We start from the raw sequence: 22,266 nt of genomic DNA on the forward strand, positions 1-22,266 counted from the left end.
CCACGGGTCCGCATCAGATAACGTCGGTCCGAACAGTTCCGTCCGGTGCAACAAGACCATTCGCCTTGCACGTTCCGATATCGGGATAGATCGAGTACGGATCAGGAGCGACATGCGCATCCGCCTGCTTGACTATCTTGAAGCTGCCGTCAGACTGACAGATGCCAATCTTGGGAACCAACCAAGTGTTGAAGTTGTCTTCATCCACCCAGGTTTCGCCTTCTGGCGAGATATCCGCGCTCAGTTTTACGCCAGCGCAGGCATCGCGAACGCGGGCCGGTGTAACCTCTTCAAACCCGTGTTCGGCGATGGCCTTTTCCATGGCCGCTTTGAACACATATGCAGAGTTATAGGTCTCGGACATGTTGTAATGGGTGACACCGTTCTTGCCGTAGGGGCTTGAGAGGAAGCCATCGACGAATTTCTCGTTCGTCGGATTGTCCAGCGCCATGAAATACGGGGCAGACAGGAAGTGACCAGCACCGTATTCCGCGCCCATCGCCTTGGTTTCGATTTCACCTGTTGTCAGCGAGGCAATCGGCATCTTTTCCGCATCGAACCCAGCCTGCTTGAACTGGCGGTGGAAGGCGATGTCAGACGCGCCCACCACGGTCGAGAAAATGAAATCAGGCTGCGCTTCGCGGATCTTGTTAAGAACCGGCCCGAACTCTGAATCCCCAAGCGGGATGTATTCCTCACCCAGCAATTCGCCGCCCGCGTTTTCCAGCCATATTTTCGCGTTCTTGTTCGACTCTTTCGGCCAGACATAGTTGGAGCCGACAAAAAAGACCCGCTTGCCGAAGTTTTCGACCATGTAGGGGATCAAGTCTTTGGAGTGCTGGTTGGCCAGCGGACCCGTGCAGACGGTATTCTGCGTGCATTCCGCCCCTTCGTAACAGGTTGGGTAGAACAGCAGGTTGTCACGCTGCATCACGATGGGAAGGATCGCCTTGCGGCTGGCAGAAGTATAGCAGCCGAAAATCGAAATAACCTGATCACGCAGGATAAGTTCGCGCGCCTTTTCAGAGTAGACACTGAAATCGGACTTGGCGTCGATGATCACTGGCTCGATCGGAGACCCGGCGATGCCGCCCGCAGCGTTGATTTCGTCGATCGCATATTGCATGACAAGCGTCGAGTCTTCCTCTGGCACCGCCAGACCGCCCGTAAGCGAGAACAGAACGCCGACCTTTATCGGCTTACCCTCGGTCAGCGTGGCACCCCAAGCGCCACGCGACTTGGGAATCCAAATTCCCGGTGCCGCAAGTGCGCCCGCCATTGCCGAAGTCTTCAGAAATTTCCGTCTGCTGAATTTCATCTTCTTGTTCCTCTCTGTGGGTTTTTCTAGCTTGCCGGCTGGTTGTTTTTTGCCGTGCAATTACAGAAATTTGGCAACCATCCCGGAGCATCGTCAAGTAATAAAAATTAATAAGGGGAATATTTTATTCCTATAGCGAAAATTTTAGACACAAGTATTACTGCCCCAAGGGACTGCCTAAATTTGTGAAAAACTGTCTAATTTTAATGCGTTACGTGAACTACATCGGACTGAACTTTAGCGCGAAATACCGAGCCTGCTTGATGCTGATCGGGTGATTCTCTTGCTGCGGCGACGGGCCGCTTCCCAGGTTGCGAAGCTTGCGCGTGGAATGGCCTGCAAACCCTACCGACAGGCAGGTCATTACAGGTGCGAACGGCATTGAAAGGCGGTGCATCCGGGTCATCGTGTCATCCGCAGGTAAAACGTCGAAAGGGTGCTTGGCAGAGTTGCGATGTCGGTGATCTGAACACAGGATTTGCGCCCAAAAATCTCTGACTGGCGCTGACCTGCATCCGGGCCTAGGGCCACGCATACAGCGTCGATCCCTTGACTACGCATACTTTGAACAGCGCGTCTTGCATCCGCGACCAGATACTCTGGGTCTGCCACATCAATGTCAGACGGTGCGCCATCAGTGACCAAGAGAACAAGTTTGCGATACCGCGACACGTCTTGCATGCGTTGAGACGCAAAGCGCAGCGCAGCGCCGATGCGCGTTGAAAACCCCGGACGCAGCCCGGCCAGTGCCCGCCCCGTTGCCTCATCCAAAGGCGAGCCAAATGTCTTGATCGGGATCACACGGACATCATGCCGTCCCGCCGAGCTGAATGCCGTGATGGCAAGATCGTCGCCCAGTTGCAGCATCGTGCCAGCAAGGATCGCTGCGGCATCGCGTTCCATATCCAGAATGCTTATGCCCGGCGCGGCAAGGTCCGCTGTTGATTGTGAAATATCCAGAACAAGATGCACCGCAATCGACCGCTCTGGCGGCAAGATGCAGGCGTAGACCCGATCATCCGGTTGCCGCGCGGCCCGGATGGCGATCACCGCATCAACGGCGGCGTCAAGATCAAGGGTCTCTCCCTCGGCCTGTTGCTTCAGCCTGCGTCTTTTGCCCGCCTCGTTCTTCACGATCACGTGGTTGATGCGCGCAATCGTGGTCCCATGCCGCTGTCGCAGCGCATCCCAGAATCCATGATCCCCGGCGACCGGTTCATAGCTGTTCACGGTCACCCAGTCGTCGCGCTCGACACCCGTGCAATGATCGTATTCTGGCAGGCAAGACACCTTGCGCCCCGCCTCAAGGGGCGCGCCGATGATCTTGACGGTGTCCAACCGGGCCTGCGCATCTGGCGCAGTCTGCTCTTGTTTGCGGTCCTGCGGTCGGTTGTCGCATTCGCTGTTCTGTGCGGTCTGCAGATCGGCTTCGATCTCGTCCGAGGGGGGCGGCGTATCCGGGTCATCCGGCACGTCCCAAAGACCGAGGTTATCGTCGCGATAGGCTGGCTGAACCACATAGCTCAGGGCATCGAACTGAACCCGGATCTGACCGAGATCATTGCCCAGAATATTGCCGATTTCTCGCGATATGGCCGGATCGTCCAGACGTCTGGACGCGACATCGAACATCGCAACACCTTTGCGGGTCCATCCATGGGTGGGGCAGGACGCCGGATCAATCAAGGCACGCGCAAGACCGGCAAAAAGGTTTGGCGCCGTCGCAAGACCGTCAAACCGCGCAGTATGAAACGGCAACCACAAGCGAATGAGGCCCGGCATATCGCGCAAAGCGAGCGCTTCCACCCGCGCATCCTCGATCAAAGAGATAACGGCAAGCTGCAGCGGTTTGAGCTGCCCCAACGGAAAGCGCGGCCCGCCATAGGCGGCATGTGCGCCGACATGCGCAAGCGAGGCGCGGTAAAGCTGCTGTTCCTGTCCTTTGAAGCCCGGAAACGACGCGGGCATCCAGATGATACCGTCCGAAAAGCCCGTCCGCCGCGCCCGGCGGTTCGACGCATCTGCAACCGCTTCGCGCAGAACAGGCGCGTGACGCCAAAGAGCGGTGTGAAAATAGGTAAGCCCCGCCTCAAGGCTTGGAAAATTCGCCTCTCCTGCATAGCGTTCGAGCAGGCGCTGCGCCTCGGGTGTCTCTAGCCGGAAAAAGCCCAAGGCCTGATCGGTGTCGAGCCCGCCCACCTGCAGCCCGGTTTCGGTCCATGCGCAAAACCCTTCAAGGCCAAGACGGTCCAGCAGCAGTTCCGCGCGGTCCAACACGGCGCCGACAGCCTTGGGGCTGCGGCCAAGAACCGAAGCGATCATTCCGCGCCACTCCTGAAAATCGGCCGCATTGCGCAGCTTCACGGCAATCGCGGGACACAGGTCGAGATAGGTCGCTGCAAGGCGGGGCCGCGCCTTGATCGCGATCCGCGAGGCATCCGCAGCAATGGCGATGGCCTGTGCAGATCCCGCATGTTCGGCCACACGCGGTGCCGCGGATGCAAAGGCGCGCGCGACCCCTGCGCCATATCCTGCGCCATTCAGCCGATCATGGGCGCGCAGATACACGTCACGGTCCGGGCCAGCGAAGGCCTGACAAATGGCCGGCGTCAGCGCCTCGGCCTTTATCCCGTCAGATACAAGCATCAACAGCCGCCGACAGGGTTGAACGCATCTCGGGATCGTCCGTTATTGGGGTGATCACCGCAAATTTGCAGGCTTGGGCGATGGAAAGCCCCGCAACCATCAAGCGGCCCGCGTGAATGAGCATCCGGGTGGATGCGCCTTCGTTCAGTCCCTTGCCGCGCAGGTTGCGGCTCTTGCCCGCAATTCGCGTCAATCGCTCCGCATCCTGCGGGTTGAGCCCGGATTCAGAGGCGATTATATTTGCCTCGATCGTGGCCGCCGGATAATCGAAATCCAAGGCGCAAAAGCGTTGCTTGGTCGACTCCTTTAGGTCCTTGAGAACGCTCTGGTAGCCGGGGTTATAGGAAATCACCAACTGGAAATCCGGATGCGCGCGGACCAGTTCACCCTTCTTTTCCAAGGGGAGGATGCGGCGATCATCGGTCAAGGCGTGGATGATGACGGTCGTGTCCTGACGCGCCTCGACGATTTCATCCAGATAACAGATACCGCCTTCGCGAACCGCCCTTGTCAGGGGCCCATCCTGCCAATACGTGCCCTCAGCCCCCAAGAGATAGCGCCCGACGAAATCAGAGGCCGTCATGTCTTCGTGGCATGCCACCGTGACAAGTGGCTTGCCCAGTTTCCACGCCATATGTTCGACAAACCGGGTCTTGCCGCACCCGGTCGGTCCCTTGAGCATCACGGGCAAGCGCATTTCATACGCCGCCTCATAAAGCGCAATCTCATCCGCACTTGGGTGGTACCGGGGCTCTTCGGTCAGGCGGTACGTTTCGAGTGACATGCTGTTTCCATCAAAAAGGGGGGTCGGCGGACGTTCCGCCGACCAGACTGTCGATTACCGATGCGTTTCCTTGGTTTTCTCGTTCGGGATGCCGTCGATCGGGCATTCCTCTGAGCCGACGGTGGAACGGGTCATGGCCTCGACCATCTCGCGCGTGCCTTCGGGGTCTTCGACCCATTTGCGATAGAAATCATAGGGCATTTCTGCGGTGCCCTTGTCCCCGTCGCCCGAGTTGATCATCCCCGTGTAGCCACGATGCACGAGTTTGAAGAGGTGGTTGTTGGATTGCAGCGTGCGCCGCGCTTCGCGGATCGCCGTGACCGAGAGGGGCGCAAATTGAATGCCCATTTCCTCGGTCCCGCACTCTCCCAACGTGCGCCCGTCAAAGCCGCAGATCGTCGAATGACCAAAGAAGCTGAACACACCATCAAAGCCGGTTGCATTGGCCACGGCGACATAGGTGTTGTTGGCCCAGGCCATCGCCTTGGCCATGGTGATCTGCTGTTCCTTGGCTGGATACATGTAGCCCTGACAGCGCACGATCAGTTCGGCACCCTTCATCGCGCAATCGCGCCAGATTTCGGGATAATTGCCGTCATCACAGATGATCAGGGAAATCTTGAGCCCCTTGGGGCCTTCGCTGACATAGGTGCAATTGCCCGGATACCAGCCCTCGATGGGCACCCAAGGCATGATCTTGCGGTATTTCTGAACGATTTCACCCTTGTTGTTCATCAGGATGAGCGTGTTGTAGGGGGCTTTGTTCGGGTGCTCTTCATGCCGCTCGCCGGTCAGCGAAAACACCCCCCAGACATCCGCCGCAATGCAGGCTTGGGCAAAAATCGCCGTCTCCTCGCCCGGGATTGACGCGGCGGTCTCGTACATTTCCGTCTCGTCATACATGACGCCATGAGAGGAATATTCAGGGAAGATCACCAAATCCATGCCCGGCAGGCCGCGCTTCATGCCCTTCAGCATCTCCGCGATCTTGTGGCAGTTCTCGATCACCTCGGCCCGCGTGTGCAGCCGGGGCATTTTATAGTTCACCACCGCGACTCCGACGGAGTCGTGGCTGCTTGCGATATCACCGTGATGCATGGTCTTTGATCCTTCTGATTTCAGGAGTGGCAAATGTGGTGGATTGGGTCATTTCCGGCGCTCCGCAGGTGGCTGACCGTCCAGCACGGTCGCGGCGGCCCGCCACAAGGCGGCCATCACTTTGGACAGCGCAGCCCCGTCCGGGGCTAGAAAACGGATGAGGGCGATATCCCGGTCACTGAACACAGACAGGCCGGCATAAACGCCGGGCACGGTGTCTGCCGCACGTTGCATCTGCGCGCCCGCATCTGCACACCCGACGACAATCATCATTCCCGAACACGCGAACCCACCCGTGCGGGCGGGCCAGTCGGAACCGCATAGATCAAAGCGATCAAGCAGCACCGTCCCCTCGGGGCTGATAAGTTCAACCTCGTTCTCAAGCCGTGAAAACGGTCGTGCATGCCCCTCGGGATCGTGGCTGAGTTGCGCGTCCCCCAGGATCACGCGAGCCTCCCGTCCAAACCTCGCCGTCACACGGTTGCAGAAATTGGCACCGGTCATCAGGATCGCGGGATCGGGCAGGTAATCCAGCCGGGCACCCTCCGCAACATCGAGACAGACCGTTTGCCGGGCCCCCTCTCGTCCGCGCGCGTCATGCACGATGGTCGAGGCCTGTGTCGTGACATGCACCTGCGCCCCCGCATCAAGCCCGATTTCAAGCGACAGGTCATCGCCCGAATAGACCCCACCCGACGACGATTGCAGATAGAGCGTTGCCATTCCCTGCGGGTCACCCGCATGGTAAAAGGGCCGCGTGATGTGAAACGGATGCGGCGTGAACTGCCGCGCAAGAAATGTGCGCCCACCAAGAGCACGAAACCGAAGCTCCGCCGCAACCGGGCGCGCGCCGAGACCTATCGCGCCAAGGGCGTTCAAGACGCGACCCCCCGAAACAGCAGCTCACGCGCCAGCATGTCGACGATTTCGTCCACGCCTGTGATGCGGGCCCCTTTGCAGCAACAGCCGATCACGGGCGCCTTTGCCCTGATCTCGCGCGCCTCAATCAGGATTTTATCCGCATCAACAAAGACATGTGGCGCAAGGTCCAGCTTGTTGATGACCAAAAGATCGCATTGCAGGATGCCGGGGCCGCGTTTGCGGGGGATATCGTCGCCCTGCCCCACGTCGATTACGAACATCCACCAATCAACCAGATCAAGCGAGAAGGTCGAGGCAAGATTGTCGCCTCCTGACTCGATCAGGATCAGGTCAAGCCCGGGAAATCGGGCCTCTAGATCATCGGCGGCAGCGATGTTGAGCGTCGGGTCCTCGCGGATCACGGTGTGCGGGCAGGCCCCGGCCTCGACGGCAGATACGCGGTCTGGATCTATCAGACCGCTGGCCTGCAAGCGCCGGGCATCCTCTTTGGTGACGAGGTCATTGGTCACCACGGCCACCTCGATCGCACGCGCCTTAAAGACCGGCATCATCGCCTCGATAAGCGCCGTCTTGCCCGAGCCGACAGGCCCGCCGATCCCGATCCGGGCAGGACCGGGATTGTTGCTTTTGCTCAGGGGAATAAACTGGTTCATCGCAGCATATACCTTTGCGTAAGCGGCAGGCTTTCCGCTGGCTCGCAGGTGGCAAGAACGCCATCCACGAACACCTCGAAGGTCGCGGGATCCACGGTGATGTCAGGACAGGCATCGTTGAGGAACATGTCCGATTTGCGCAGCGTCCGCGTGCCCTGCGCGGGCAACAACCCCTTGGTCAGGCCCAGCCGCTGTGCCAGACCGCTATCAATGGCGCGGGGATTCACGAAACAGGCCCCACAGGCTGGCGCGGCCTTGCCGAAAGACCCCCATTGCGGTCGCATCATCAGCGGCTCGCAGGTCATCAGCGAGGCGGCGCTATCCCCCATCGCACCCCATGCGATAAAGCCGCCCTTGACCACCAACTCGGGCTTGATGCCGAAATATCCCGGCTTCCACAGCACGACATCCGCCATCTTGCCCGGTTCAAGAGACCCGATGTGATCGGCAATGCCAAAGGATCGCGCGGCGTTGATCGTGTATTTCGCAATGAACCGTTTGATCCGGTGATTGTCGCCTTTTGCCACGGTTTCCTCGGGCAGACGCCCGCGTTGAACCCGCATTTTCGAGGCAAGCTGCCATGTTCGGGTGATAACCTCGTGAATGCGGCCCATCCCCTGACTGTCCGAGCCAAGCATCGAGATTGCACCGATATCGTGCAGCACGTCCTCAGCGGCGATAGTCTGCGCGCGGATGCGGCTCTCGGCAAAGGCCACATCCTCAGGAATCGACGGATTCAGGTGATGGCACACCATCGTCATATCGAGATGTTCGTCGAAGGTGTTGATGGTGAAGGGGTTTGTCGGATTGGTTGACGACGGCAAGCAGTTCGCCCGCCCCGCCACCGTAATGATATCAGGCGCATGGCCGCCGCCCGCGCCCTCGGTGTGATACATATGTATCGTGCGATCCCCGATGGCCCGCAGCGTATCCTCGACAAATCCGCTTTCATTGAGTGTGTCGGTGTGAATCTGCACCTGAAAATCAAGCGCGTCGGCGACTGTCAGGCAGGCATCAATCGCTGCCGGCATTGATCCCCAGTCCTCGTGGATCTTGAGACCCAGACAGCCGTTCTCGATCTGCTCGACCATCGCGTCGGGCTGATGGGCGTTGCCGCGCCCCAAGAAACCGAAATTCATCGGCCAATGCTCGGCGGCCTGCAGCATTTTACCGGTGTTGAAGACGCCGCCACAATCAATGCCGACTGTGATCGGCCCCAAGGAGCCGCCCAGCATCGTCGTGATACCTGACGAAAGAGCATGCTCTACCAGTTGGGCACTGTCGAAATGCACGTGGACGTCAATTGCACCCGCCGTCGCGATCATGCCTTCGGCGTCACGCACGGTGGTGCCAGCCCCCACGATCAGGCGCGGATCGACCCCGTCCATCGTCGCCGGATTGCCTGCCTTGCCAATGGCGACGATCTTGCCGTTCTTGATGCCGATATCGCCTTTGACGATCCCGACCACCGCGTCGATCACCACAACATTGCAAATCAGCATATCGAGCGATCCGCCCGCACTTGTCACGCCCACGGCCATGCCGAGCCCGTCGCGCAGGGTCTTGCCGCCCCCATGCAGGCATTCGTCCCCGTAGACCGTGAAATCATGCTCGATCTCGGCCCATAGCTCGGTATCGCCAAGCCGGATCATGTCGCCCGTAGTCGGGCCGAACATCGCCGCATATTCCGCTCGCGTCATCTTTACCATGATCAGGCCCCCTTGAATCCCGCGGCGCGCGCGCGCTCTAGCGCAGCGATCTTGTTGGCCTCGTTGACTTCGCCATTTGTCAGATTGTTCAGCCCGCTCAACCGCTTCTCACCGCCAAAGGTGCAAAGGCTGACCTCTTTTTCCTGCCCCGGTTCGAACCGCACGGCTGTGCCCGCCGGAATGTTCAGCCGAAAGCCGAAGGCGGCGGCGCGGTCCATGTCCAGCGCCTTGTTGGCTTCGAAAAAATGATAGTGACTGCCGACCTGCACCGGGCGATCCCCGGTGTTGCGCACGGTCAGGGTGATCGTTTCACGCCCGGCATTGAGCTCTATCTCACCCTCAGCGACACGGAATTCGCCGGGTCTGATCTCGGCGTCCGCCACGGGGTTTGCACCGGGGCGGATCGGATCATGAACCGTGACCAGCTTGGTGCCATCTGGAAAGACACCCTCGACCTGTATCATGGGAACAAGGTCGGCAACGCCGGGCATCACATCGTCCCGCGTCAGGATTGTCGATCCATAACTGACAAGCTCGGCCACGCTGCGCCCGTCGCGGGCGCCCTCTAGGATTTCGTCGCAAATGATGGCAATTGCCTCAGGCGCGTTCAGAGCCAGGCCACGGTCGCGACGCCGCCGCGCCAGTTGCGCCGCGGTGAAGATCGTCAAGCGTTCAAGTTCGGTCGGTGTTAAAAGCATTCCGTATCCTTGATCCTCATCATGGTCTTTCAGGTCGCAAAAAGGCTGGCATGCGCAGTGGAGCGGCGGACTGCGGCAATCTCGGACAGGGGCGAAAAACTCCCCGGTTTCTCATGGCATGGCGTGCTCAATTCTTTGGCCATCGTCGGCGCGATCTGAGCCAGCAGCGACTGCGCCTCTATGGCTCCCAGCGTGCCAAGGCGCACCGCAGCCGAGGTGAACGCCGTGACCACCCCGTTCAGCGCACCAGCCTGGCCCTGCAAGGGCGACAGCCCCAAACCAGCGGCCACGACACCTTGCACCACCGGTTCATAGCCCCCCGCATGGCCGCGCATGGCCTGAGCGATGGCCGCGTTGAAGCTGGCAACGAATGGCGTGCCGATACGGCTATGAACGGACAACAAAGAGCGTCCAATCCTGCGCGAGGCGTCAGCCAACCGGTCCGAGGTGTTCTGCACGTGGCACCGCGCATCAATTTCCAAAAGCTGCTGCGGATCATTGGCCGCGTCCATCGCGCAGAGCAGGAAGGGGCGATCAAAGCTGAACCATCGTGGGATGATCTGATGCGTGAGTATCCCGTGAACACCTGTGGCATCGCGCACCTTGCCCTCGTTCGTCAGGCTCTCAAGCCCGGAAGAAAACGCGAAGGCGCCTGAAGGAAAGGCGCTATCGGTCGTCTGCAACATCCTGAGCAGAGATAACGCATCCGTCATGGCAAAGCGGCCTCAGCGCTTCGCAGGGGGCGGATTTCACCCGACTGAATCATCGGCTCCAGCCGGTCGAGATAGACGCGCCGCTCAGTCTCGACAGCGATCAAGAGCACATCGCCCTCAAAACGCACCCGCCAATGCAGGTTGCCCGCGAAATACCCCAATCTGAGCGCTGTGGCCGCATCCCGCGCCACAAACCGCAGCCAGTCCTCGGTCTCGACGCGCACCACGAGTGCCGCAGAGGCCTTCAATTCCAGAATTGCACCATCAAACAGCTGTTGGCTTCGGGGCAGCGCAATCGCAATCTCGCGCCCCGCATCCGTTAGGCCCCGAAATCGGCGACGCGCCAGATCGGACCGGGACAGGCGCAGGTGGTCAACCGCATGGGCGTGGTCCAACCGGTGCAGATCCTCGCGGAAACCGGGTTGATCGGCCGCACCGATGATGTCGGAGAATATGTTCATAGCATGCGCCCACGACTAGAGACGCACCTGCAATGCAAGCGGTGAAGCATAGCCTTACTCCTGGAAGGTCGGCGTGTTGAAACTCCGTCAAAACCGAGCACGCCGATGCGAAAAGTGAATTTGCCGGTGAAAGCCAGAACAGGATTTTAATGCTCACGCGCAGGCGTTCAGCACATCAAGTTATGGCTCAGATCAGACATAAGACGGCGACCCTGCATTTCATGATGCAGCCTTTCGGAGGTCAGATCCCCTAAGGGGCGGTCAGGCTTGGATACGACACTGCATCCACCGTCATCAACGCGCAGGGTCATAGTAAGATTGCGCGTTCAGCCTTCTTCCGTGTTGGCAAGCACCTATGGTTGCCAACGATTTAACTATACATCGCTTCGCTTCATTGACAATAGCTCACTCGCGCTGATGATCGCTTGGGCCATGTCATCTATGGAAATACGCTTGGACATTGCCTGTTCTCTAAGCACTCGATGCGCATCACACTCGCTAAGATTGTGCATTTCCATCAAAATCAGCTTGGCCTTGGCCAAAGCCTTCTGACCTCTGATCTTTTGTTCCAGCCGCTCGATCTGTTCTTGATAGGCAAGCTGCTGCTGCCAAATCGCACGCGCGAGGGCAAGATTGGTCAGCACGCCAAAGCTCTTGACCGGCTTGGAGGTGGCAGCCGTCGCATTCAAATCCAGCAGCAGTTGCAGCATGGCCGGGTTTTCGTAATTCACCAAACCGATGATGGTCGGCCCCGGCTTCCCGGTTCGCTTCAACATCGCTTTGATTTCTTCATGGTGGTCACAGAACAGACCGATGAACGCCACGTCGATCTGCTCAGCCAGCGTGTTGGGTGGCGGCCATGCCAGGGATTTGCGGCAACCGATCCGGCCAAGTTGGTCAAGGATCATCATGCCATCCTCATCGGGGGGATGCACCACGACGACTTCAATCTCACGAAGGTTTTTTAATCGAAAGATGCTCATGATAGGCTGCTCTTGGCAAAAGCGGCATGTGAAAGGGCAACTGGATCTTCCAGCTGGATAAGATAAGGCGAGGGGATCACCGGCGAAGACGCTTCCCGCACGATCCGGAACTTGCCATCCGCATCGACAATGGCGACCCTAGGCCACAACACCGTGTGATTTGTTGCCGCGTCCACCCGCACCAAGCCCTGCGGGGCCTCTAGTGAGAAGGTCGGCAGAACACGCAACAGATCGTCGCGATCGGTTCCCCCGGCCTGCCTTACGGCCTCTGCGAATAGCTTGACCTGAAAATATGCAGCCTCCGCCTCGGCGCAAAGCGATGCCTCTTCCCCGAAACGCTCCCGGAAGCTCGAGACGAAGCGGCGGTTCACGTCACTGTCGATCACGCTGAAATACGGAGCCGCCTTGATATTGCCCTCCGCCGCACTTCGGCCCATCGCGGCCATCTCAGGTTCGCCCGCAGTAACCGAACAAATCGGCATGACCGTCCTGTCGAAGCCCGCGTTGTCATAAGCCCTGTAGAAATCAACAGCATCTGTTCCGACCAACGTGGAAAACACGATAGCAGGCTGGCTTTGCTTGATCCGGTTGATGACGCAGTCGATCTCGTCGCCGGTCGAGCCCAATGGAATATAAACTTCATCCACGACATCCGCGCCGCGATTAGAGAGAAGATCGCGCATCAGGCGGTTTATTTCGTATGGAAAAATGTAGTTTGAGCCAACAAAGAAAAAGCGGCCACCATAGGTCTGCGTCATGAAATCGGCAAGCCATTTCGCGCTCTGATTGGGGGTCGCACCAGAATAGATACATCCCTTCGCGTATTCGAATCCCTCGTAATGTGTCGGGTAGAACAGTGTCGACTTGTGATCGTTCACGGTCGGCAGCACAGCCTTGCGGCAAGAGGACATGTAGCAACCAAACAAGGCATCTACCCGCTCCTCAGACAGCAACCGCGCACTTTCCGTACGAAACGCGGCAGGATTGGATCGCGTGTCACAGCCGGAAAACAAAAGCTTTTCGCCGAGAAGCCCACCATTCTGATTTATCTCTTCAACAGCCAATATGGCAGCTTTTCGCTGCTGGCCTTCAACCACGGACGTCACGCCGGCTCTGGAATAGAGAAAACCGATCTTGACCGGCGTTTTGTCGAGATTCATTGTCCTTCCCCGTGCAGGGGAACACATCAGCCATCACTGACCGAGTGTCCCATCGCGAAAGTTCGTATCCGAACCTGTTGCTCTTACCCGACGAGCTAAGCACAGTGATTTTGCAAATGACGCAAGCATTTGGGCCTTGAATGGAGCTAAACATGCAATGACTAGTGCGCCGCGCCGAAAAATTAAGCAGCCCACATGAGATTTGCCCGCTTTTCTGTTGCACCTTATAGTTGGGACACAGGCGGATGGGATGGGCCTGGCGTCGAAACTTCTTGTGTGGGTACCACTCGGTTTGCAAAGATTCTTGGAACTTCTGCAAATGAGATCGGGTGTTGTCTTTTGTCAGGCCGGAGAGGTGGTCGCGGAGATCTTGACTCGATTTCCGTCGCATCCAAGGCCTCGCGGACCAGTTGGAGTGGAACCCGCGGGCGGTAAGGAACCGGCCGCAAGCCAACCCTTCGATCAGCGCTGCCGTGCCGCGCAGATCGCGGGCCTGCTCGGGCAGCAGACGGAAGTCGATCAGGTTGCTGAGCGTGTCGGTCAACCATTCAAGCACTGAGAGCTGTGAGGACGAGGACGAGATTTAGGCCCAATCACGGTTGTCCCGCTGATGCTTTTGCCTCCAGCCTCCCGGCCAAGATCTTGGTTGAAGACGTCCATCCTTAGGAATGGTTCCTTTGGCACCCTGCGACTTCGCGGGGCAAGGTTGTGATGGATGAGAGGCCCGCACTTGGGCGGGTTCCTCGGTTTCAGTTGGGCTCAGGCGGCCAGGTCCGCGTCCCCTGCCCTTTAGCCCTCTTCATCGGCAACGATTTCAAGTCGCGCATTGCGGTATCCTTCCTTGGCGATCCAAAGCTCGGCCGCAGTGATGGATTCCGCCAAATGCAGCGGCTCCGTGTTGCCTCCGAAGTCGAGGAACACACGCACCTGCCCGGGCGTCGGCTCCTCGGCCACCTCGAAGACGAGGGCGCTGTCAGCGGAATGGCCGCGCATGATGGTCACGAGGATCATCCCTTCAGAGGCGAAATTGCCCTCATGCAACGTGAACGACGCGGGAGCCGTCCATGTAGGATAATGCCGGGGTGGTTCCTTTTTCACAAGGCGGCCGACGCCGTTCGAACGCTCCCAGGCTGCCAGCTTCGCGGGTCGAAGCGTGCCGGTGGCTTGGGGCTGCCGTCGGTGTAGCGAATGAGCGCCCCGAGGGGGGCAGTGTCGATGATGGCTATTGCAGACATGATTCCTCATTCCGAATGCGAGTATTCGTACTCATCTCATTGATATTATTACGTTATAGGGTGATTGGGGGCGGAATTTCCGCCCCCCCGCTGGATCACATTATTCCGCGGCCAGCATCGACGCGCCTTCAGCAGGCAGGTCATCCGTCAGGAACGCAGGAAGGTCAGCTTCACTGACGCTGTCAGCCGCTTCCGCATCCGCCCCCTGCCCTTCGGCACAGTCCTCACCGTCCAGCGCCACGAGATCGTTCCGGCGCAGGACCTCGGGCAACCAGCCGCTGCCCTTCAGCAAGCGCTCGGCCTCACTGGCCATCTCGCCCTTCTTCAGGTGATCGAGGAGTTGGGCAGTCCCCTCCCCTTTCGCCTCGCGCACGGCCTCGAGGATGCGGGCCTTGGGCACGCGGTTGAGATAGGTGTCGACCGTGGGCTCCCAGCCCGCCTCGACCATGTCGAGATCTGTCGCGCGCGCCACGAGATCGGCATGCGCCATCCGCCGGGTCAGACCGCCTGCAGAGATGCCTGCCCCGTACGGGTTCACCTTCTCATGCAGCGCGTTGACGCCGAAGCTGAGGCAATGCGCCAGTAAGGCCAGACGGCTGCCCTGGTCCAGGAGTGTCAGATAGTCCCAGAGCGCTGCATCGTCGCCAAGCGGCAGATCGGCTTCCCATTCCGCATGACGCTCATCGACCAGCTTTGCCACCACGCTGTCCTTCAGATCACTTGCCTGCGCCGACATGTAGACGTGACGCACGGAGGCTTCGAGACAGCTGCCCGAAGCTGAGGAGGTACGGAAGGTGTCCGTCACCAGCTTCAGAAGCAGAAGCGTCAACGCTACGTCGGGCGAGCGCCCGATCGCTTCACGCAGCGCCAGCGTCCGGTGGGCCGTCAACTCCATGACCAAGCGCTCGGGCAGTGGCTTCAACGCTCCGTCATCCTCATCCTCCGGCAAGTCAGTTCCGATCGGCTGGCCACCCGACATGATGACGGTTCCGCCATGAGCGGCACTGCCATGTCCATCGGTGAGATCATGACAATCCCCCTGCCCCGCCACCGCAGGATCAGTACCATCCTGGACCTCGGTCTCCTCAACGGGCTCATCCTCTGGACGCACATAGCCACGATAGACTGCCAGCGCGCCGTAGCGATCGAGCGTGACGAACGCCCCTGCCCGCCCGTTCTCTTCCGCGTCGAAGATCAATGGCCTGGCCTCGAGTTTTTCCATGGCGACCTCCAACACACCAAGACGTGCATCGATCTCTTCAGGGAATTCATCCTGCCCCTCGTATTCCTCTTCCAGCGCTCGATATTCGGCGAGCAGCTTGGCATGAGCCACGACTTCGTCATCCGTCATCGGGGCCGGATCACCGGACAAGGACCGCAGCCCGTGGCTGTAGCCGTAGGGCAGGTCAAGCGCGACCTCGATCCACTTCCAGCCCTCAACCGCAACCGTCTCAGCCTCGGCCTGCAGTTTTTCCGTTACCAGCCGATCGAGCAAGGCAGGGTCCTCGAGCCAACCACCGTCATCGCCCTGGAACAGGTCATGCAGCATCGTGCCGCCCGCCGCTTCATAGGCATCAAGACCCACGAAGATCGCGCGCCGGTCCGACACCCGGACCGAGGTTTCTGTCAGCATGCGCCGGATCTGGAATGGTTCCTTGTTCCAGGATGAGTTGATCACATCCCAGACCTGAACCTGACGCGAATGATCGGGGTTCACGGTGAAGGCCATGAGCTGCTCCAGCGTCATGCCATCCTCGGCGTAGACCTCAAGCAGGGCAGGGGCGACAGCTGCGAGTTTCAGGCGCTGCTTCACGATCTGCGGCGTTACGAAGAAGGCGGCAGCAATCTCTGCATCGGTCTGACCCTTATCGCGCAGGGACACAAACGCGCGGAACTGGTCGAGCGGGTGCAGGGCGACGCGCTGCATATTCTCGGCCAAGGAATCGTCCTCGGCTAGGATGTCAGACGCAGGATCGCGCACGATGCAGGGAATTGGCGTCGTTTTCGCCAAACGCTTCTGCTTCACCAGCAACGACAATGCTTGGAACCGGCGGCCACCGGCGGGGATCTCGAACTTGCCGGTCTCTGTGCCATCAGCATCCAACACTGGCCGCACGCTCAGGCTTTGCAAGAGGCCTCGGCGGGCGATGTCTTCAGCCAGTTCCTCAACGGACACGCCAGCCTTGATGCGCCGCACGTTGGATTGGCTCAGCACAAGCCTGTCGAAAGGGATATCTCGGGACGGGGACAGGGTGATTTTCTGGACAGCTTTGGTCATCAGATCTTCTCCACGACGGGCGTCGGAAGCCACTCTACCGATCTCACTTCCCGTCACCCTCAAACCAACACTCCTTTCCCTCTCGATGCCGTTTGGTCATGCGCCAATGGAAATAGTTCACAGCTGTGAACTTTGCCGAATGGGTGGTTGAGGCCGTGGGTGTTCACAGCTGTGAACATCACGCCGCGCTCCTTCGGCCGATCAGCGCCATGACCATCGGCCCGCAGGAGAATTCACCCGCCGCCGCCTTCGATGTCAGCGCGCGGAGATATCCACCCGGCGATCTGATGTCGGCAAAGCGTTCCAGCATGGCAACAACAACGATCGACGCCTGCTCGGGCCCCATGAACCGCTGCGCTTCTTGCCAGGCGGACGCGCTGATGCCCATTGCTGGCCGCACATGGCAGGCAGCGTCGAAAAGCTGGTGCCAGTGCCGAACATCCCCTTGGTAGAAAGTTTTGAGCGAAGGACAGGCCGCAATCACCAGATGAAGTGGGATCTTGGGCACCCGCTGTGTGTCCGGCTCTTCAACGTCAGCCAAAGGCGCATCGTTATCCTTCTCTGGCACATCGGCCGCCGCCCCGCCTTTTTCTAAGGCAGGTTCAAGATCTATAGATTCTTTATTTGAATTATGATCGTGACGCTCGAACCGGGCATCATTGGTGTTCATTTCTTCTGTTTCAGGGCCATCAATGACGTTACGCGCCTGATCGAGAAGGGTCTCGAGGTCAGCCCGATACGCCGTGAGCTCCTCAAGCAAGAGCTTGCGTCGAAGCGCGCGGGCCGTAAGGACGGCCTTGTCGCGAAGCTTATCCCAGATGCCTAGGCCTGGTTGTATTTCGTCTCCGAACTCCGCGAGGGCCGCGAGATCACGCCGCATGAGGCTTACGACCTCCCTCAAACGCCTGACACGCTCCTCAGCCTCACGCACGGCCTCAGCGGCCCGAGCGATCTCCTCGGATTGGCAGTAGAGAGGGGATAGATCAAAACCAAAGGCTACGCGCTCTTCGCCGTGCTTACGCACGTAGCGCTTCCCGTTGGGACTATCGCGCCGCATGAGCAAGCCAGCTTCTACCAGGCGGGCAAGATGGCGACGCATCGTGGAGCAGGGCATGCCATTCAGCCGCTCGCAGATCGCTTTGTTGGAGGGAAAGACAAGCATTTCAGCGTTCCCGCCAAGCGCATCATCCGGAAAGAAGCTGAGAAGCCCCTGCAGGACGGTCAGATCGCGCTCAGAGACACCAAAGGCGGCCTGCGCCTTGGACAATTCGCGCAAGAGCTCCCACTTGTTGACGGGCTTGCCGGCAACAGACGTCTCAGGCCGCTCGATCACGCGCAGATGGGCGTGCGAGATCGGCCGCATAAACGGCGAAATCGGTGTGTAGTCCATGATGTCATTCACGAAGGCATAGAAAAGCTGTTCCGCGAATCAGATATGACTTGCGGTTTGCGCGTCGGCCCACTACCTTGAAAGTGCTAAGATCAAAGTTGGGGTCTCGTGGAGCGAAAGCTTTGCGGGACCTTTTCTTTAGCCTGTACCGTGCCTCCTTTTTGTTGCTGCTCTGCCTCTCTTCATGTCTCGCGTTTCCAGCGATCGTGAAGCTCTTCGAGGACGTCCTGTGCGCGGGCGTCAAGCCACTCCGCAAAGGCATCATCCACATCCGTCAGGTCTAGGCGAAGCGCCCGGCCAGATCTCTTGCTCGCGCCCACGGGCGTACCATCAATCACAAGGGCAGTGGTCTTCGATCTCGGCTTCTTGCCGGGCGTCGGGCCAACATTCTTTTTTACCTGCCGTGCAACGGCCTCAAAAGCCGCCACCGAAGGATCAACCTGAGTCTCCTCGTCGGCGTGCTCGCTCGCGGCTACTGTTGCATGAACATCAAGAGCAACTCGGCAAAGGACGTCGATACCGATCTGGTTATCGGCAAGTTCCTTCGCCATAGCCTCCCACCTGGGACGCCCGACACCATGAGCCGGTCCGATTGCGTGGGCCAAGGCCGTGCCGATCGCCTTGGCAACTGAGATCGACATCGATACTGCAGAACGGGTCACGTTCAACACTTCGGCAATCTGCGCTTGGGAGCCAAAGCCACTATCGAGCAGTTCTTGGGCGAAAAGTGCGCGTTCGATGTAGCTTAGGTCACGTCTGCCGGTGTTTTCCGAAACTTGGGCGCGAAGCGCCGCCGTATCATCCATATTCGCAATGAGGGCGCGGACCTTGCTCACCTTGTCAGAGGCACGGATTGCCTCAAGACGTCGACGGCCATAGACGAGCAGATAGCGGTTGCTTTCGGTGGGGTGGCGCCGAACGAGGATGGGGACCGTCTGCCCGTTTTGCTCTATCGACACGCGCAGATCGTGGACATCCTTGGGATCAAGGCGATCGGAATACCGCTCGTCTTCGATCTCGGCCGGATCGAGATCCCAAACATGGTGCGCGTCCACAGCATCACGTGCAGAGCGCAGCGCTCGATTGCTCGACATCATGCTTCCAGCCACAGGCGGCGTCCCCGCTGTTGCGAGACTGTCGAGCATGGACATGCGCTTCTTTTTGCTGTCGGTCATCAGCGGCCCCAAGTCTTTTGTATGAGCTGGGCGATCTCGTCATTGACCGCGTTCAAGCTTTCAATGGCCCGGTCATAGGTCGTCCGGGTGAAGGCGCTGCGTTCGACCTCATAAAGGGTCTGCTTGGTCAAGCCGGCATCCGAGATGGCCGTCGACTTGAGCATCGGCGCGTTCAAGACTTTGTCGCCATACATCGTCCGCAAGAAGGCGACGATCCGGTTCTGCGGTGCGTCTGTCGGCTCATATCGGGTCAAGAGATACCGCATCCAGTCATGCGACATGTCAGCCCCACTGTCGGCAATGACGTCCATCAGGTCGGCCGTCATTCTGAGGAACTGGCTCATCGACATCACGTCGAGCATCTCGGGATGAATCGTCACGAGGACGCCCGTCGCGGCCGACAGAGCGGACATGGTCAGGAACCCAAGCTGCGGCGGGCAGTCAATCACGACCACGTCGTACTGCTCATCGACCTGTGCCAATGCTTCCTTCACCCTGAAAAAAAACAAGCCGGCATTGCCCTTGGCAAGTGCCCGCGGTGTTTCGTGCTCGAACTCCATGAGTTCGAGATTCCCGGGAATCAAATCGAGGTTTGGGATGTATGTCTTGCGGATAACCTCTGCGATCGGAACCCGGTCTTCATAACGGATCGCATCATAGAGCGTGCCGCCATCCAGCAGGTCAAATTCAGGCTGAACCCCATGCAAGGCTGTCAGTGAGGCCTGCGGATCAAGGTCGATCGCCAGCACCCGGTAACCCTTGAGGGCAAGCCGCTGTGCAAGATGTGCGGACGAAGTCGTTTTCCCGGAGCCGCCCTTGAAATTCATCACGCCGATGATCTGAAGATGGTCACCAGCGCGGCGACCAGGCAAATAGTCGCCGGGCTTCCGAGCTGTTTTTTCCAACAAAACCCGCAGGTTCTGAATGTCTTCAGCCGAATAGTGCCTGCGGTTCCCCGAAGTGATCTCAGGCGAAGGTCCCTTGCCATCAAGATGCAGCTTTCTGAGGTATGAATCGTTGACACCCAGCAGAGCAGCGGCTTCCCCGGAGGTGAATTTTCGCATAGACTTAGACGCGTCGGGTGGGAAGAGGCTCTCGCGCTGCGAATGCAGCTGCGCCGCCAGCAAAGCAGAGTGCTGACGGATCACGGCGTTCAGGTCTTCCTGGGTATCTGCTCTGCTCATCTGCCCTCACTCGTCCGCATCGTGTTCACGGATTACGGCGTTTAGTCGCCCTTTTTCGTGACTATTGCCCGAGGGATCAGATTCGTGCAACACCTTTCTAGATTTGGTGTGCAAAGGCCTGACATGCACAATAGTGTCCAGGTCTCGACGTCAAGCTTGCCCTTACGCTCAGTATGATATACTTTTCCCAGCGTATATCCAAGCTAGGAGGTCACGATGCATGTCGCGAAATGGGGGAACTCGCTTGCCGTCCGCCTGCCTGCGGAGCTCGTCCGTGAGCTTGGCCTCAAGGAAGGTGACCAGATCGACCTTGTGAAGGATAACGGCCAAGTAAGAGTGCGCCGCTTGGCCCGCGCAGAGGAGGTGCTGACGGGTCTGCGCCGCTTCCGGGGCAAGCTGCCCGCTGCGGAACGCCTTAGCCGCGAAGACGCTCATGAGCGCTGAATTCGCGGACACGAATGTCATTCTTTACCTGCTCGACGACAGCCCGAAGGCCTATCGAGCCGAGGTCATCCTGGGGCAAGGACCGCGGATCAGCGTTCAGGTCCTGAACGAGACGCTGGTGAACTGCCGCCGCAAGGCTGGCCTCAGTTGGGAGGAAGCAGGGGCGTTTCTCGAGGGCGTGCGTGCCTTGTGCCCCGTCGAAGACCTGAACCTTCAGACCCATGACGTCGGCCGCGCATTGGCGGAACGCTACGGCTTCTCGATCTACGACGCGATGATCGTCGCTAGCGCTTTGGTTGCGGGTTGTACCACGCTGTGGAGCGAGGACATGCAGGATGGCCTGCTGGTGGAAGACCAGCTTCGCATCGTTAACCCCTTTGCGTGAGCGGACGGCTTCTGAGCATCGCGCCTGCCACAGCCTTGTAAACCTTCCATGTCGTGGAGGATTTGGAAGGTTGTTTGGCTACTCAAGCAGTCCCATCTTCTCGGTCCGTTCCAGCAGCATCTTCACCGATGACGGCTGCCAACTTGTCCGCCCGCGGGGAGTACGCTCGCGCATCGCTTCGAGCCGGGTGCAGATCGCCTGGAGCCTAATGCCGGATCCGCGCCCTTGATGGCTGCGACGATGGCGGGCGGTCGTCGGTTTTGCGGCGCCCGGCACGGGCCAGCACCGTTTCGGGCAGAAAGCCATCGCGAACATAAGCGTTGACCGCGCGCAGGAGTCGGCTTTGCGTCCATTGACGCTCGCGGGGCAGGGGGCCGTTAACAACGCTCAGCACGTCTTCCCATGCCGTGTCGGGACGCAGGCGGCGTACATGCGGCACCCAGTCCTGTGCCGTCTCGTTTAGCCGCTCCGTGTAGCCGTCCTGTCGTGCCAGCCGCACTTTGTGCAGAGCGGCTGGGTCCTTGGCCCGCAGACCCGGGTTCCCACCAACGCGACCTCTAGTTCTCGCGCTTGCCAAGCCCGCCTTGGTGCGTTCCCGGATTAGGGCGCGCTCGAACTCGGCCGCAGCACCCAAGACCTGAAGCGTGAACTTGCCCTGCGGGGATGCAGTGTCGATTGGGTCTTGAATGGAACGGAAGAACGCGCCCGTCGCCTCAAGTCGTTCGATCACTTCCAGCAGATGCGACAGCGATCGCGCAAGACGATCAATGCGCACAACAACCAGCGTGTCGCCCTTGGTCACGCGCTCCAAAATGCGCGCAAGGACCGGCCGCGCACGATTTCCGGCAGAGGCCTGTTCTTTATGGATCTCGGCACAACCCGCGGATTTCAGGGCCTGCAACTGGGGCAGGGGGGGGTTGATTCTCGGTTGAAACGCGCGCGTAACCTATCAATGGCATCAAAACAGGCCTTTTGCCGTTTCATATAGCGTCACTAAACGACGGTTTGGCTTGGAATGCATGAACAATTCTTGCGATTTGGCAAACTTTGTCATACTCTTTGCTAGGAAG

The 22,266-nt window shown here is 59.2% G+C and carries 18 protein-coding genes and 2 pseudogenes; 2 read left to right on the top strand and 18 right to left on the bottom strand.

From position 1 onward, the window contains the following. Positions 1-13: 13 nt before the first annotated feature. The 17 genes and pseudogenes from ROS217_RS20390 to repA all read right to left on the bottom strand — a co-directional run bounded on the left by ROS217_RS20390 (position 14) and on the right by repA (position 20,367). A complete protein-coding gene (locus ROS217_RS20390) occupies positions 14-1,318 on the bottom strand; it encodes a transporter substrate-binding protein (protein ID WP_081506708.1) in 1,305 nt (434 codons plus the stop codon). Between the two features lie 402 nt (positions 1,319-1,720). After that, positions 1,721-3,964 (bottom strand): nitric oxide reductase activation protein NorD, encoded by a 2,244-nt coding sequence (locus ROS217_RS20400; protein WP_009819713.1) that lies wholly within the window; start codon positions 3,962-3,964, stop codon positions 1,721-1,723. Then, positions 3,951-4,748: a CbbQ/NirQ/NorQ/GpvN family protein gene (locus ROS217_RS20405; protein ID WP_009819714.1), complete on the bottom strand. Its 798-nt coding sequence runs from the start codon at positions 4,746-4,748 to the stop codon at positions 3,951-3,953. Before ROS217_RS20405 ends, ROS217_RS20400 begins: the two co-directional genes overlap by 14 nt. Before the next feature lie 54 nt (positions 4,749-4,802). Then, a complete protein-coding gene (locus tag ROS217_RS20410) occupies positions 4,803-5,846 on the bottom strand; it encodes an aliphatic amidase (RefSeq protein WP_008280651.1) in 1,044 nt (347 codons plus the stop codon). A gap of 48 nt (positions 5,847-5,894) precedes the next feature. Beyond that, positions 5,895-6,725, bottom strand: coding sequence for an urease accessory protein UreD (locus ROS217_RS20415; protein WP_009819715.1), 831 nt, complete (start codon positions 6,723-6,725; stop codon positions 5,895-5,897). Next, positions 6,722-7,381: an urease accessory protein UreG gene (ureG, locus tag ROS217_RS20420; RefSeq protein WP_009819716.1), complete on the bottom strand. Its 660-nt coding sequence runs from the start codon at positions 7,379-7,381 to the stop codon at positions 6,722-6,724. The genes ROS217_RS20415 and ureG overlap by 4 nt, the downstream gene beginning before the upstream one ends. Beyond that, positions 7,378-9,090: an urease subunit alpha gene (gene ureC / locus ROS217_RS20425; RefSeq protein ID WP_009819717.1), complete on the bottom strand. Its 1,713-nt coding sequence runs from the start codon at positions 9,088-9,090 to the stop codon at positions 7,378-7,380. The genes ureG and ureC overlap by 4 nt, the downstream gene beginning before the upstream one ends. A gap of 2 nt (positions 9,091-9,092) precedes the next feature. After that, positions 9,093-9,788: an urease subunit beta gene (locus ROS217_RS20430; protein WP_009819718.1), complete on the bottom strand. Its 696-nt coding sequence runs from the start codon at positions 9,786-9,788 to the stop codon at positions 9,093-9,095. Positions 9,789-9,817: 29 nt separating this feature from the next. Continuing rightward, a complete protein-coding gene (locus ROS217_RS20435) occupies positions 9,818-10,501 on the bottom strand; it encodes an urease accessory protein UreF (protein WP_040651944.1) in 684 nt (227 codons plus the stop codon). Next, on the bottom strand, positions 10,498-10,962 hold the full coding sequence (gene ureE / locus ROS217_RS20440; RefSeq protein ID WP_009819720.1) for an urease accessory protein UreE: 465 nt from the start codon (positions 10,960-10,962) through the stop codon (positions 10,498-10,500). Before ureE ends, ROS217_RS20435 begins: the two co-directional genes overlap by 4 nt. A gap of 374 nt (positions 10,963-11,336) precedes the next feature. Then, positions 11,337-11,945 carry an ANTAR domain-containing response regulator gene (locus tag ROS217_RS20445; RefSeq protein ID WP_008280659.1) on the bottom strand — a complete coding sequence of 203 codons (609 nt, stop codon included), beginning with the start codon at positions 11,943-11,945 and terminating at the stop codon, positions 11,337-11,339. Then, positions 11,942-13,105: a transporter substrate-binding domain-containing protein gene (locus ROS217_RS20450; RefSeq protein WP_009819721.1), complete on the bottom strand. Its 1,164-nt coding sequence runs from the start codon at positions 13,103-13,105 to the stop codon at positions 11,942-11,944. Before ROS217_RS20450 ends, ROS217_RS20445 begins: the two co-directional genes overlap by 4 nt. A gap of 789 nt (positions 13,106-13,894) precedes the next feature. Then, positions 13,895-14,340 (bottom strand): annotated as a pseudogene (locus ROS217_RS20455) (hypothetical protein). Positions 14,341-14,440: 100 nt separating this feature from the next. Continuing rightward, positions 14,441-16,618 (bottom strand): ParB/RepB/Spo0J family partition protein, encoded by a 2,178-nt coding sequence (locus ROS217_RS20460; RefSeq protein WP_040652024.1) that lies wholly within the window; start codon positions 16,616-16,618, stop codon positions 14,441-14,443. A gap of 178 nt (positions 16,619-16,796) precedes the next feature. After that, positions 16,797-18,008, bottom strand: a complete 1,212-nt coding sequence (gene repC / locus ROS217_RS20465) for a plasmid replication protein RepC (RefSeq protein ID WP_009819725.1) — start codon at positions 18,006-18,008, stop codon at positions 16,797-16,799. 182 nt (positions 18,009-18,190) lie between these two features. After that, entirely contained in the window at positions 18,191-19,183 is a 993-nt protein-coding gene (gene repB / locus ROS217_RS20470) for a plasmid partitioning protein RepB (protein WP_009819726.1), read from the bottom strand. Further along, positions 19,183-20,367, bottom strand: a complete 1,185-nt coding sequence (gene repA, locus ROS217_RS20475) for a plasmid partitioning protein RepA (RefSeq protein ID WP_040651945.1) — start codon at positions 20,365-20,367, stop codon at positions 19,183-19,185. Before repA ends, repB begins: the two co-directional genes overlap by 1 nt. Before the next feature lie 216 nt (positions 20,368-20,583). On the opposite strand from repA, the gene ROS217_RS23700 reads away from it, so the two are divergent. Next, the gene (locus ROS217_RS23700) at positions 20,584-20,811 is read left to right on the top strand and encodes an AbrB/MazE/SpoVT family DNA-binding domain-containing protein (RefSeq protein ID WP_083781602.1); all 228 of its coding nucleotides are present in this window, start codon (positions 20,584-20,586) and stop codon (positions 20,809-20,811) included. Further along, the gene (locus ROS217_RS20485; protein WP_009819731.1) at positions 20,801-21,196 is read left to right on the top strand and encodes a PIN domain-containing protein; all 396 of its coding nucleotides are present in this window, start codon (positions 20,801-20,803) and stop codon (positions 21,194-21,196) included. Before ROS217_RS23700 ends, ROS217_RS20485 begins: the two co-directional genes overlap by 11 nt. A gap of 78 nt (positions 21,197-21,274) precedes the next feature. Here ROS217_RS20485 and ROS217_RS20490 read toward each other — a convergent pair. Beyond that, a pseudogene (locus tag ROS217_RS20490) lies at positions 21,275-22,155 on the bottom strand (recombinase family protein). Between the last annotated feature and the right edge of the window lie 111 nt (positions 22,156-22,266).

This window comes from Roseovarius sp. 217, assembly GCF_000152845.1.
GTDB lineage: Bacteria > Pseudomonadota > Alphaproteobacteria > Rhodobacterales > Rhodobacteraceae > Roseovarius.

Coding starts and splice junctions, on each gene's coding strand:
- ROS217_RS20430 (WP_009819718.1), bottom strand. CDS start 9,788: ATGCTTTTAACACCGACCGAACTTGAACGCTTGACGATCTTCACCGCG.
- ROS217_RS20445 (WP_008280659.1), bottom strand. CDS start 11,945: ATGAGCATCTTTCGATTAAAAAACCTTCGTGAGATTGAAGTCGTCGTG.
- ROS217_RS20485 (WP_009819731.1), top strand. CDS start 20,801: ATGAGCGCTGAATTCGCGGACACGAATGTCATTCTTTACCTGCTCGAC.
- ROS217_RS20400 (WP_009819713.1), bottom strand. CDS start 3,964: ATGCTTGTATCTGACGGGATAAAGGCCGAGGCGCTGACGCCGGCCATT.
- ROS217_RS20450 (WP_009819721.1), bottom strand. CDS start 13,105: ATGAATCTCGACAAAACGCCGGTCAAGATCGGTTTTCTCTATTCCAGA.
- ROS217_RS20390 (WP_081506708.1), bottom strand. CDS start 1,318: ATGAAATTCAGCAGACGGAAATTTCTGAAGACTTCGGCAATGGCGGGC.
- ROS217_RS20460 (WP_040652024.1), bottom strand. CDS start 16,618: ATGACCAAAGCTGTCCAGAAAATCACCCTGTCCCCGTCCCGAGATATC.
- ROS217_RS20405 (WP_009819714.1), bottom strand. CDS start 4,748: ATGTCACTCGAAACGTACCGCCTGACCGAAGAGCCCCGGTACCACCCA.
- ROS217_RS20435 (WP_040651944.1), bottom strand. CDS start 10,501: ATGACGGATGCGTTATCTCTGCTCAGGATGTTGCAGACGACCGATAGC.
- ROS217_RS23700 (WP_083781602.1), top strand. CDS start 20,584: ATGCATGTCGCGAAATGGGGGAACTCGCTTGCCGTCCGCCTGCCTGCG.
- ROS217_RS20410 (WP_008280651.1), bottom strand. CDS start 5,846: ATGCATCACGGTGATATCGCAAGCAGCCACGACTCCGTCGGAGTCGCG.
- repA (WP_040651945.1), bottom strand. CDS start 20,367: ATGAGCAGAGCAGATACCCAGGAAGACCTGAACGCCGTGATCCGTCAG.
- ureC (WP_009819717.1), bottom strand. CDS start 9,090: ATGGTAAAGATGACGCGAGCGGAATATGCGGCGATGTTCGGCCCGACT.
- ureG (WP_009819716.1), bottom strand. CDS start 7,381: ATGAACCAGTTTATTCCCCTGAGCAAAAGCAACAATCCCGGTCCTGCC.
- repC (WP_009819725.1), bottom strand. CDS start 18,008: ATGGACTACACACCGATTTCGCCGTTTATGCGGCCGATCTCGCACGCC.
- repB (WP_009819726.1), bottom strand. CDS start 19,183: ATGACCGACAGCAAAAAGAAGCGCATGTCCATGCTCGACAGTCTCGCA.
- ureE (WP_009819720.1), bottom strand. CDS start 10,962: ATGAACATATTCTCCGACATCATCGGTGCGGCCGATCAACCCGGTTTC.